Origin of the sequence: Pseudomonas sp. PS02290, from assembly GCF_029960075.1 — a bacterium.
Taxonomy (GTDB): Bacteria; Pseudomonadota; Gammaproteobacteria; order Pseudomonadales; family Pseudomonadaceae; genus Aquipseudomonas.
On sequence record NZ_JASCOY010000127.1, the window covers coordinates 1 to 11,848 of the forward strand.

At 60.8% G+C, this 11,848-nt stretch carries 8 protein-coding genes and 1 pseudogene; 8 read left to right on the forward strand and 1 reads right to left on the reverse strand.

What is annotated here, in order from left to right; all coding sequences use genetic code 11:
* Positions 1–324 precede the first annotated feature (324 nt).
* The 5 genes and pseudogenes from dsbC (at position 325) to QMX88_RS26880 (ending at position 6,815) form a co-directional block, all read left to right on the forward strand.
* The gene (gene dsbC, locus QMX88_RS26860) at positions 325–1,065 is read left to right on the forward strand and encodes a bifunctional protein-disulfide isomerase/oxidoreductase DsbC (protein WP_122535070.1); all 741 of its coding nucleotides are present in this window, start codon (positions 325–327) and stop codon (positions 1,063–1,065) included.
* 132 nt (positions 1,066–1,197) lie between these two features.
* Positions 1,198–2,502: a homoserine dehydrogenase gene (locus QMX88_RS26865; RefSeq protein WP_108120894.1), complete on the forward strand. Its 1,305-nt coding sequence runs from the start codon at positions 1,198–1,200 to the stop codon at positions 2,500–2,502.
* 144 nt (positions 2,503–2,646) lie between these two features.
* A complete protein-coding gene (gene thrC, locus QMX88_RS26870; protein WP_192170776.1) occupies positions 2,647–4,056 on the forward strand; it encodes a threonine synthase in 1,410 nt (469 codons plus the stop codon).
* A gap of 176 nt (positions 4,057–4,232) precedes the next feature.
* A pseudogene (locus tag QMX88_RS26875) lies at positions 4,233–6,299 on the forward strand (transporter substrate-binding domain-containing protein); the annotation flags it as partial.
* A gap of 219 nt (positions 6,300–6,518) precedes the next feature.
* On the forward strand, positions 6,519–6,815 hold the full coding sequence (locus QMX88_RS26880) for a DUF3509 domain-containing protein (protein WP_282373300.1): 297 nt from the start codon (positions 6,519–6,521) through the stop codon (positions 6,813–6,815).
* Positions 6,816–7,009: 194 nt separating this feature from the next.
* On the opposite strand, the gene QMX88_RS26885 is transcribed toward QMX88_RS26880, so the two are convergent.
* Positions 7,010–7,855 (reverse strand): TIGR02285 family protein, encoded by an 846-nt coding sequence (locus QMX88_RS26885; protein WP_442969503.1) that lies wholly within the window; start codon positions 7,853–7,855, stop codon positions 7,010–7,012.
* Positions 7,856–8,106: 251 nt separating this feature from the next.
* Here QMX88_RS26885 and QMX88_RS26890 point away from each other — a divergent pair, with 251 nt between their 5' ends.
* From QMX88_RS26890 to QMX88_RS26900, 3 genes are all read left to right on the forward strand, one after another.
* Positions 8,107–8,649 carry a YaeQ family protein gene (locus tag QMX88_RS26890; protein ID WP_282373302.1) on the forward strand — a complete coding sequence of 181 codons (543 nt, stop codon included), beginning with the start codon at positions 8,107–8,109 and terminating at the stop codon, positions 8,647–8,649.
* A 90-nt stretch (positions 8,650–8,739) separates the two neighbouring features.
* Entirely contained in the window at positions 8,740–10,449 is a 1,710-nt protein-coding gene (gene recJ, locus QMX88_RS26895) for a single-stranded-DNA-specific exonuclease RecJ (protein ID WP_282373304.1), read from the forward strand.
* Positions 10,450–10,635: 186 nt separating this feature from the next.
* Positions 10,636–11,742 (forward strand): NADH:flavin oxidoreductase/NADH oxidase, encoded by a 1,107-nt coding sequence (locus QMX88_RS26900; RefSeq protein ID WP_192170781.1) that lies wholly within the window; start codon positions 10,636–10,638, stop codon positions 11,740–11,742.
* Positions 11,743–11,848 lie beyond the last annotated feature (106 nt).

The following is an 11,848-nucleotide window of genomic DNA, read 5'->3' on the forward strand; positions in this document are numbered from 1 at the left end:
AGCTGAAATTTAAGCTGATCGCAACTTATAACCCAGACGGTTCAATCAAGTTCAACGTTTAAGCTATTGCACCAGCAGGGGCGCAGTGGCGGCGTTGATCGCCGCCACTGTTCTCCGCCTCGGAAAATTCGCTCCTGCGCCACCTCACCGACGGGGGCCGGCGATCTAACTCAGACCGCGTCTATCCCCCAACGTCAGTCGGCCTCGCGAGCCTTATGTGATAGGCTTTGCCGGTTTCGCAGATCAAGGCCCTGAAAACCTCCCGGTGCTTTTCCGCCACCCGTTTTCAGCCCGGCCCGTCTGCTCACCGCTCGAGGAGTTTTCATGCGCGTCACTCGTTTTCTCGGTGCTGCCGTTGTAGCGCTGGCCAGCTCTTTCAGCCTGTTTGCCCACGCCGACGAGGCGTCCGACAAAGCCATTCGCAAGACCCTGGAATCGCTGAATCTGGAGATTCCCGTCGAGAGCATTTCCAGCAGTCCGTTGAACGGCCTTTACGAAGTGAATCTAAAGGGCGGTCGCGTGCTGTATGCCAGCGGCGACGGCCAGTTCGTTATGCAGGGCAACCTTTATCAGATGCAGGCCGGCAAGCCGGTCAACCTGACCGAGAAGGTCGAGCGTCAGGCGATTTCCAAGACCATCAATGGCATTCCTGCCGCTGAAATGGTCGTCTACCCAGCCGTGGGCGAGACCAAATCCCACATCACGGTGTTCACCGACACCACTTGCCCGTACTGCCACAAACTGCACGCCGAAGTGCCGGAGCTGAACAAGCGCGGCATCGAAGTGCGTTATGTCGCGTTCCCGCGTCAGGGTTTGGGCTCGCCGGGTGACGAACAACTTCAGGCCGTCTGGTGCTCCAAGGACCGCCGCGGTGCAATGGACCGCATGGTCGATGGCAAGAATATCCAGGCGCCCAAATGCGACAACCCGGTCACCAAGCAGTTTGAAATCGGCCAGTCCATCGGCGTGAACGGCACACCGGCCATCGTGTTGGCCGACGGTCAGCTGATTCCGGGCTACCAGCCGGCGCCACAAGTGGCCAAACTCGCGCTGAGTGCCAAGTAATTTCGTTTATCGCAGCCTCCTGCGGTAAACATTGAAGCGGCCTGTCCGTAGCGCTTCATCAATAGCGAGCCGTGCTGAATGCGGCTGATTCCACGGCCGGCCTCGCGTCGGCCGTTTTATGGGGAGTTCATAGTGAAACCGGTCAAAGTAGGCATCTGTGGGCTGGGTACTGTCGGTGGCGGTACCTTCAATGTGCTAAAGCGTAACGCCGAGGAAATTGCCCGCCGTGCCGGGCGTGGAATCGAAGTGGCGCAAATTGCCATGCGTACACCAAACCCCAATTGCCAGATTACCGGTACCCCGACCACGACCGACGTGTTCGACGTGGCAAGCAACCCTGAAATCGACATCGTCATCGAGCTGATCGGTGGCTACACCATCGCCCGCGAGCTGGTGCTCAAGGCCATCGAAAACGGCAAGCACGTGGTCACCGCCAACAAGGCGCTGATCGCCGTGCACGGCAACGAAATTTTCGCCAAGGCCCGTGAGAAGGGCGTCATCGTGGCTTTCGAAGCGGCGGTGGCGGGCGGTATCCCGGTGATCAAGGCCATTCGTGAAGGCCTGTCGGCCAACCGCATCAACTGGGTCGCCGGCATCATCAACGGCACCGGCAACTTCATCCTCACCGAGATGCGCGAAAAGGGCCGCACCTTCCCGGACGTCCTCGCTGAAGCGCAGGCGCTGGGCTATGCAGAAGCCGATCCGACCTTTGACGTCGAAGGAATCGACGCGGCGCACAAGCTGACCATTCTGGCGTCCATCGCCTTTGGCATCCCGCTGCAGTTCGACAAAGCCTACACCGAAGGCATCACCAAGCTGACCACCGCCGACGTGAATTACGCCGAAGCGCTGGGCTACCGCATCAAGCACCTGGGCGTCGCCCGCAGCACGCCGAGCGGTATCGAACTGCGCGTCCACCCGACCCTGATCCCGGCGGACCGTCTGATCGCCAACGTCAATGGCGTGATGAACGCCGTGATGGTCAACGGCGACGCCGCCGGCTCGACATTGTTCTACGGCGCAGGTGCCGGCATGGAGCCGACCGCTTCATCCGTCGTGGCGGATCTGGTCGATGTGGTCCGTGCCCTGACCACCGACCCTGAAAACCGCGTTCCGCATCTGGCCTTTCAGCCCGATTCGCTGTCGGCCCACCCGATCCTGCCGATCGACGCGTGTGAAAGCGCGTACTACCTGCGCATCCAGGCCAAGGATCATCCCGGCGTGCTGGCCCAGGTGGCAAGCATTCTGTCCGAACGCGGCATCAACATCGAATCGATCATGCAGAAAGAAGTCGAAGAACATGACGGCCTGGTGCCGATGATCCTGCTGACCCACCGCGTGGTCGAAAAACGCATGAACGATGCGATCGAAGCGCTGGAAGCGCTGGAAGACGTTGCCGGACCGGTTGTGCGCATCCGCGTCGAGCATCTGAACTGAGACGAGCCGCAAGCGGCAAGCTGCAAGTAACAGCAAACTTATATCGCGGTGAGCTTCGAGGCTCCGGGCTGCAGGTCAAAGACAAAGCGTTTTGACTTGCAGCTGGTCTCTTTGAGCTCGCCGCCCAAACCGAAGGTTTGAAAAATGCGCTATATCAGTACCCGCGGCCAGGCACCGGCCCTGAATTTCGAAGATGTGCTGCTGACCGGTCTGGCAAGCGATGGCGGTCTGTATGTGCCGGAAAACCTGCCGCGCTTTACGCAGGAAGAGATTGCGTCCTGGGCCGGCCTGCCTTATCACGAGCTGGCTTTTCGCGTGATGCGTCCGTTCGTGACGGGCAGCATTCCCGACGCGGATTTCAAGAAGATTCTCGAAGAAACCTACGGCGTGTTTTCCCACGCTGCGGTTGCGCCGCTGCGTCAGCTGAACGGCAACGAGTGGGTATTGGAGCTGTTTCACGGGCCAACCCTGGCGTTCAAGGATTTTGCCCTGCAACTGCTGGGTCGTCTGCTGGATTATGTGCTCGAGAAGCGCGGCGAACGCGTGGTTATCATCGGCGCCACCTCGGGTGACACCGGCTCGGCCGCCATCGAAGGCTGCCGTCGTTGCGATAACGTCGACATCTTCATTCTGCACCCGAACAACCGCGTGTCCGATGTTCAGCGCCGCCAGATGACCACCATCTTCGGCGAGAACATCCATAACATCGCGATCGAAGGCAACTTCGACGACTGCCAGGAAATGGTCAAGAACAGCTTCGCCGACCAGAGCTTCCTCAAGGGTACGCGTCTGGTCGCGGTGAACTCGATCAACTGGGCGCGGATCATGGCCCAGATCGTTTACTACTTCCACGCGGCGCTGCAGTTGGGCGGCCCGGCGCGTTCGGTGGCGTTCTCCGTGCCGACCGGCAACTTCGGCGACATCTTCGCCGGTTACCTCGCTCGCAACATGGGCTTGCCGATCAGCCAGCTGGTGGTTGCCACCAACCGCAACGACATCCTGCACCGCTTCATGAGCGGCAATCAGTACGTCAAGGAAACCCTGCACGCCACGTTGTCGCCGTCGATGGACATCATGGTGTCGTCCAACTTCGAGCGTCTGCTGTTTGACATGCACGGTCGCAACGGCGGCGCAATTGCCGAACTCATGGCCAACTTCAGGCAGGGCGGCGGTTTCAGCGTTCAGGAAGAGCGCTGGACCGAGACCCGCAAGCTGTTTGATTCGCTGGCGGTCAGTGACGAAGACACCTGCAAGACCATCGCTGAAGTGTTCGCCAGCACCGGCGAGCTGCTCGATCCGCACACTGCAATCGGCGTGAAAGCCGCGCGGGACTGCCGCCGCAGCCTGGACACGCCAATGGTGATCTTGGGAACGGCGCATCCGGTCAAGTTCCCGGACGCCGTGCTGAAAGCCGGTGTAGGAAAAGCGCTTGAGCTGCCTGCACATTTGTCTGATTTGTTCGAGCGAGACGAGCGCTGCACTGTTCTGCCAAATGACCTCAAAGCCATGCAGGCCTTTGTCAGCCAGCACGGTAATCGTGGCAAACCTCTCTGACCGTATCGCCGTGTAACAACTAAGGCCCGCCTCGCAGCGGGCCTTGTTTTTTCTGCGTGCCACACTTCCGAAGAATTTTCTTCTTTCGGTATAAGCCCGTGGTTGTTAAACATTTTTACTCAGCGGCATTTAGCAGCCGCATTCTGAATCTCCAACCGGCGCTGTGGGCGTTGCTGATGCTCGTGTGCATCTGCAGTCGCGCAGGCCATGCGGCTGAAAGCTTGCGGTTCGGCCTGAGCGCGCCCTTCGTGGCGCAACAGCCGCTTGTTCTTGACGAGGCGGACCGCCAGTGGCTGAACGCACGGAAAGTGCTGAGAGTCGGCATTTCCGTTGCTGATCATGAGCCCATCGACATCACCACCGACCATAATCGCTATCAAGGCATCAGCGCGGATTACCTGAGCCTGATCAGTGCGCGGCTTTCCATGCCCGTGCAGATACGCGGGTTCGCAAAGCGCGCCCAGGCGGTCAAGGCATTGCTGGCCGGAGAAATCGACTTGCTGACCAGCGCCAACGGTTTCGAGCGAGAAACGTCCGGACTGGCATTCAGCCGTGACTACATTCCTGACCGAACAGTGGTATTTGGCAGAGGCAACGACGCTGATCTGCACCCTTCGCTGAGAGGAAAGCGCGTGTTGCTGCTGGACGGTTATGCGGACGAAGCGCAGGTTCAGCGGCTCTACCCGGACAGCGAGATCGTCGTCGCGCCCACGCTGTACAGCGCGATGGAGGCACTGGCGAACGACTCCGCCGACGCCTTCATTGCCAATGAGCTGACGGTGCAGTCTTACAGCCTGTTGCGGCCTTACCTCGGTTTACAGACCAAGTTCGACAGCCTGTTGCCATCCACAGGCTTTTCATTCGCCTTCCGAGAGCAAGACTCGACGCTGCGGGCGCTCTTCGACCGAGCGCTGGTAGGCGTGGACGACGCTGTCATCCGTGAAATCCAGGGGCGCTGGACCCTCGGGTTGGGCGCCGATCTTGCCCGACGGCAGGTGAACATCAACGCGATCGAACGGCGGTGGATTCGCAGACATCCGCAGGTCATCGTCGCCTCCACCCAGCACCCTCCCTACGTCTACAAGGATGCTCAAGGTCGCTGGGTGGGTTTGAACGTGGATGTGCTCGCGCGTATTTCGCGAATGACCGGTTTGCAGTTCGTGTATCAGGAATCGGCCTCGACCGAAGATTTGCTGGAGACGTTGACGGACGGCAGTGCACACATGAACACCACGCTGGCCGAAAACCCGGAACGCAAAGGGCTGTTGAATTTCACCTACGCATTTGGCGGCAACAACTGGGTCTTTCTCGTGCACGCTGACAGTAACCCGTCCTTCCAGCTGTCGGACATGACCGGCAAGGTGCTGGCGCTTCCCGCACGACACGCGTTGCTCGGGTTCATTCAGCAACGCTATCCGCATATCCAGCTCAAGCTTGTGGCGACCTATGAGGATGCCCGCCGACTGGTGGAGAAGGGCGACGCCGACGCGACCATCCAGAACGAGGCCGGCGCGTGGTTGTATCCATTGGGCGAGCTGAAGGTCGGACGCAGCGTCGAGGGCATGTGGTCGCCGGACAAATTTTCGGTCGTCAGAAGCCAGCCCGAATTGCTCGGCATACTCAACAAGGCTCTGGAGGAATTCCCGGTGGCTGAAATGCGTGCGATCCGCCTGAAATGGCTCGGCGCGGCGAATCCTCACCCCTCGGTCTGGAACCGCATTCCCGCCTGGATATACTGGCTCACTGGCGCTTCCTTACTGCTGGGGCTGGTGTCACTGGCCTGGAGCAGCCGCCTGAAGTTCCAGATTCACCAGCGGCAGCGCGCCGAGGCGCAACTGGGTGACCAGCTTGCCTTCAAGCGGATACTGCTCGACGGCATCCCCAATCCGATTTACGTGCGTGATCTTCAGGGCCGTCTTGTCGCCTGCAACCGCAGTTATGAGGAAATTTTCGGCATCAGTTACGAGCAATTGCAGGGTCGTCGCCTGATCGATGTTGACCTCATTCCCGGCGACCTCGCCCAGCAGATGCACGCTGACTACATGAAAATGCTGGAGACGCGGGAGCGTGTGTTTACCGAGCGGGTACTGCGGCTGGGAGGACGCCAGATCGACGTCTCGGAATGGACGGCCCCCTACCATCGCGCGGATGGTCAGCTGCAGGGCTTGCTCGGTGGATGGATGGACATCAGCGAACGCAAGCGTCTGGAGGGTGAGTTGCACGATGCCCGTCTAGCGGCCGAGCAGGCGGCAGGCCAGTTGAGGGCGCTGCTCGACGACCTGGAGCAGGCGAAGACGTCAGGCGCGTGAATTCTGCCTGTCACATTCGCCAGGCATGCTCCGGAATCAAACTGCGGCAGGCAGTGCGCATGTGTCAACTCGCCACAGTGCGCAGAACTTTCCACTGCTGCCAATGGTCATTGGTTAGCACCTTTGCATTCAAATTGTTGAGTGGTGATCCGGATGGAAAATATCAGCTTGCTACTGAGCGAAGCGCTGTCCCCTTATCAGGTGAGCATTGGCCCTGCCGGTATTCTGGGCGAGCGTCTGGTGACGCTGAAAAATCCAGCGGGTGCGATAGTGATCGAGCGTGTTTTTTCTGCGTCGCAACTGGGCGACAAGCGCCAGCTGACTGACGTGGTAGATGGTCTTCACCGTGATTTGATGGTGGCAGAAGGGCGCATTGAGCCTTGTGTCATCGCAGCCATGCGCAATGTGTCCCAGTCCGTTGCTTACGCTGCAGCTCGACCTTTCGTCTGAGCTGCGGGGAACCTTCTCGATTCAGTAGGCTCCTATCAGTTATGGCAGGCGCAGGCATTGTGCTCCGATGTTCATGCTGCCTGCCGTACGGGTCCAAGATGGACCACGGTTGACCCCGAGTAGTCTCCCCGCTGCTCGGGGTTTCTTTTGTCTCAAATTCGGCTTTTCGCTCCAGGCCGCGGGTCTATGCCGGGTCAGTTCGGCGGTTCTTCAAAGAATGTCTGGGCGTCGCGCAGATACTCCTCCTTCTTGACCATCCACTCCGCGTAAAACCCGATCAGCCGCGTCACCCGCAGCACACGCATTTCCCGGTTGATGATCTCCATCGCCGCGCGTCCCTTCTCGGTCTTCGAACAGGCAATGTGAGCAAACTGGTATTTGGGCACGCCCTTGACCGGGAGAAATTCCAGCGCATCCAGGGGAATGCCTTGTTGCTGAGCGTGAAATCGGGCTTCCGGCCAGTAACTGATAATCGCTTGAAAGCGATCCAGCCGTTCCATTTCCAGCATGCTGCCCACCGCCGTGTTGCCGTAGTGCAGGATCAGACGTTTGGGGCGAGTGGTCTCGCGCAACACCTTATCGATGACCGGGCCGTAGCTGCGTTCGCCGACGATGCCTACATCAACGCTGTCGCTGGCCAGCAGGGCGGCGAGGTCGAGGCGGCCGTCGGCGTCGATGAAAGGTGCGAACAGCGCGTGGCGGCTGCGCTCGATCGTCACGCCATTACTGGGCGTGGCATATGAGGGGATGGAAAACAACATGGTTTTGTCGCGCTCGGGCGTCCACAGCAGGGTCGGGTCGCAGGCGAACACGTCGGGGTCATTGAGCATCTGCGTTCCGCGCGCGCGATTGACGTGCATGATCTGGTGATCGTATTCCGGCATCCGGGCGGTCAGCTCAGGCATCAGCTTGTCGATGGCGCCCTGGCCCGCCAACGGCCCGGAAAATATAGTCAGCGGCGGGAAGTCGCGCAGTAGCCAGATCAGCGTTTCACGTGCCGACGCGGTACCGGGCAGGCTAGTGAGCAGAGCAGCGAGCAGCACGGCGCGCATTCGGGAACCGGTGACATGCATGGAAGCGTTGACCCTCATCGACAGCGTCTCGCAGCAAGGAATCGGTGATGTGCCTCATTTATTTAACACATGTCATGGGGGCATGAGTAACGCCTCGCGAACGTTGTGCCCCAGCTCCGATCTGAAGGGCGAGCCGCATCGCTCATCGAGTTCGGTCGTTCAACGGGGCTGCATCGGGTAGACTTGCCGCCTTTCCCGTCTCTATTAGAAGCCCGTTCATGGCCCAGCCGTCCACGACCTACAAGTTCGAACTCAATCTCACCGACCTTGATCGCGGGGTCTACGAAACCGTCAAGCAGACCATCGCCCGTCACCCTTCGGAGACCGAAGAGCGCATGACCGTGCGCCTGCTGGCCTACGCCTTCTGGTACAACGAGCATCTGTCGTTTGGCCGCGGTCTGTCGGACGTCGACGAGCCTGCGTTGTGGGAAAAGAGCCTGGACGATCGCGTGCTGCACTGGATCGAAGTGGGCCAGCCCGACGCCGACCGCCTGACGTGGTGCTCGCGCCGCACCGAACGCACCAGCCTGCTGGCCTACGGCAGTCTGCGGGTGTGGGAAGGCAAGGTCATACCGGCGATCAAGACGCTGAAGAACGTCAATATCGCTTCGGTCCCCCAGGGGGTACTGGAAATCCTGGCCAAGGACATGCCCCGGGTGATCAAGTGGGACGTGATGATCAGCGAAGGCACGATCTTCGTCACCGATGATCGCGGCCAGCACGAAGTGCAACTGCAGTGGCTGGCAGGCGAGCGGGGCTGATTCAGTCCTGCATTGCGACGCTACAACAGCGGCATCGCGGTGGCATCGCTACACCCAACCGGCCCCAACGAGAACACCAGCGGAACCCGAATGCGCATCGAACCACGCGAGTTACCTGACACCCTGCCTTTTCTTGGCGATCTGCCGCCTTTGCTCACCCGGTTATACGCAGCGCGCGGTGTGGCCTCGGAGGAAGAGCTCGACAAGGGCCTCGCCCGGCTGATTCCCTACCAACAGCTCAAGGGCATCGAGGCCGCCGTCGATTTGCTGGTGACTGCATTGCAGCAGCGTCAGCGTATCCTCATCGTCGGCGACTTCGATGCCGATGGCGCGACGGCCAGCACGGTGGGTGTATTAGGTCTGCGTCTGCTCGGTGCGGCGCATGTGGACTATCTGGTGCCGAACCGTTTCGAATTCGGCTACGGCCTGACACCGGAAATCGTCCAGGTCGCCCTTGAGCGCCAGCCTGATTTGCTCATGACCGTGGACAACGGCATTTCCAGCGTTGAAGGCGTCGCAGCAGCGAAGGCGGCGGGCTTGCAGGTATTGGTCACCGATCACCACTTGCCCGGCCACGAATTGCCGGCGGCCGATGCCATCGTCAACCCGAACCAGCCCGGCTGCACCTTCCCGAGCAAGTCGCTGGCCGGCGTTGGCGTGATTTTTTATGTGTTGATGGCCTTGCGCGCACGACTGCGGGACATCGGCTGGTTCGAGGGCCGCGCTCAACCCAATCTGGGCGAGTTGCTGGATCTGGTGGCATTGGGCAGTGTCGCCGACGTCGTGCCGCTGGACGCCAACAACCGGATTCTGGTGCACCAGGGGCTGATGCGCATCCGCGCCGGTCGTGCCCGTCCGGGGTTGCGCGCCATTCTCGAGGTCGCCCGTCGCGAGGCCTCGCGCATCACCTCCACCGACCTGGGGTTCATCATCGGCCCACGCCTGAACGCGGCCGGGCGCCTGGATGACATGAGCCTGGGCATCGAATGCCTGCTCTGCGATGACGAGACCGAGGCGCGGGAAATGGCCGTGCGTCTGGACGAGCTCAATCAGGACCGCAAATCCATCGAGCAGGGCATGCAGCGCGAGGCGCTCGCCCAGCTCAAGGACCTGCCGCTGGAGTCGATGCCGTTTGGTCTGTGTCTGTTCGAACCCGAATGGCACCAGGGCGTGATCGGCATTCTGGCCTCGCGTTTGAAAGAGCGTTATCACCGCCCGACCATTGCCTTCGCCAGCGCAGGCGAGGGTGTGCTGAAGGGGTCGGCGCGTTCGGTGCCGGGCTTTCACATCCGCGACGCGCTCGATGCCGTGGCGGCTAAACATCCGGAGCTGATCAGCAAGTTCGGCGGTCATGCGATGGCGGCCGGGCTGTCGCTGCCGGAAGGCAACTTCCCGGCATTCGCCGAGGCCTTCGATGCTGAAGTTCGCCGCCAGCTCAAGGAAGAAGACCTGACCGGCCGGCTGCTGTCCGACGGCACACTGGCCGTCGAAGAGTTTCACCTGGAACTGGCCCGTGCGCTGCGCAACGCCGGCCCGTGGGGGCAACACTTTCCCGAGCCGTTGTTCCATGGCGTGTTTCAGCTGGTGGAGCAGCGAGTGGTCGGCGAGCGCCATCTGAAGATGGTACTCAAGACTGAATGCGGCAGCGTCAAGCTCGAAGGCATCGCCTTCAGCGTCGATCGCGACGTATGGCCCAACCCGACCGTGCGCTGGGTCGAGCTGGCGTACAAGCTGGACCTGAACGAATTCCGCGGCAACGAAACCGTGCAACTGATGGTGGTTCACCTCTCGCCACGCTGAACTGCGATCAACTTGCGGTGTGGCCACTGACGCCTTCCCGGCTAAAGCCAGTCCTACAGGTGTACGCGTTGTTTCAGGATGTCTGGCTTCAGCCGGGAAATGAGTGAACCCTCACTTCGCTCGGGTTGTCGACTAGGCTCAAGGTTCGCAACGTATGGAACCTGCCACACGACCTGAGAGGTGCCCATGAGCCTGCTGCTTGAACCCTACACCCTTCGCCAACTGACCCTGCGCAATCGCATCGTGGTTTCGCCGATGTGTCAGTACAGCTGCGCCGACGGCCTGGCCAATGACTGGCATCTGGTCCATCTGGGCAGTCGCGCGGTCGGCGGCGCCGGGCTGATTTTCACCGAAGCGGCGGCGGTAACCCAGGACGGGCGCATCACCCCGGAAGACCTCGGCCTCTGGAACGACGAGCAGATCGAGCCGCTCCAGCGCATCACTCGATTCATCAACGCCCAGGGCGCGGTGGCCGGCATTCAGCTGTCCCATGCAGGACGCAAGGCCAGTACATGGCGGCCGTGGGTGAGCCAGAGCGGCGCCATCCCTGCCGACCAAGGCGGCTGGGCGACCTGGGGCCCCTCGAAGATCGCTTTCGACCCGACCTACACCGTGCCTACGGCGCTGGATGAAGCCCAGATTCAGGACATCATCAAGGCCTTCGTCGATGCTGCCAAACGTGCTTTGACCGCAGGTTTCAAAGTGGTCGAAATCCACGCTGCCCACGGTTATCTGCTGCATCAGTTCCTGTCGCCGCTGAGCAACCAGCGTCAGGATCAATACGGTGGCTCTTTCGAAAACCGCATCCGTCTGACCCTCGAAATCACCAAGGCCGTGCGTGAAGTCTGGCCCGCAGACCTGCCGTTGTTCGTGCGCGTCTCGGCCACCGACTGGGTGGAAGGCGGCTGGAACGCGGATGAAACCGTCGAGCTGGGCAAACGCTTGAAAGAGCTGAGCGTCGACCTGGTTGATGTGTCTTCCGGCGGCACTGCGGCCAAAGCCGAGATTCCGGTGGGCCCGGGCTATCAGACTGAATTCGCCGCTCGAGTGCGCAGCGAGTCAGGCATTGCCACCGGCACCGTGGGCATGATCACCGAACCCACCCAGGCCGACACCATTTTGCGGACGGGCCAGGCTGATCTGATCTTCCTCGCCCGCGAACTGCTGCGCGATCCGTACTGGCCGCTGCGTGCCGATGAACATCTGGGCGGACGCCAAGCCACATGGCCCGCGCAATACCAGCGGGCAACGCACCGCGACCAGCCGATTCATGAGTCGGATTTACGGGATTGATCACACCGCTGAATAGCTGATCTGCACTGCTCCAGCATCTTTGCTCTGTGATGCTGGTTCTACTGGAGAAGATCCATGTGGGAGTGACCGGGGTGGAGCGCCACCC